Raw genomic sequence first — 233 nt, 5'->3', positions numbered from 1 at the left:
GTGACTGACAAAGGTGAGCCGGAAGTTCAACCTGCGTTACCAGAAGCAGTCGTGACTGATAAGGGTGAGCCTGCAATTCAACCTGAATTGCCAGAAGCAGTTGTTACTGATAAAGGAGAACCTGAAGTTCAACCTGAATTGCCAGAAGCAGTTATAACAGACAAAGGTAAACCTGAAGTTCAACCTGAACTACCAGAAGCAGTTGTGACTGACAAAGGTGAGCCGGAAGTTCA

1 protein-coding gene is annotated in these 233 nt (G+C 45.9%); it reads left to right on the top strand.

The features are described from left to right. The coding region (locus HMPREF2805_RS09215; protein ID WP_398577619.1) for a hypothetical protein at positions 1–233 on the top strand (233 nt) is incomplete at both ends.

The organism is Streptococcus sp. HMSC034E03 (genome assembly GCF_001811505.1).
GTDB lineage: Bacteria > Bacillota > Bacilli > Lactobacillales > Streptococcaceae > Streptococcus.
This window is presented reverse-complemented; position numbering and strand designations above follow the sequence as displayed.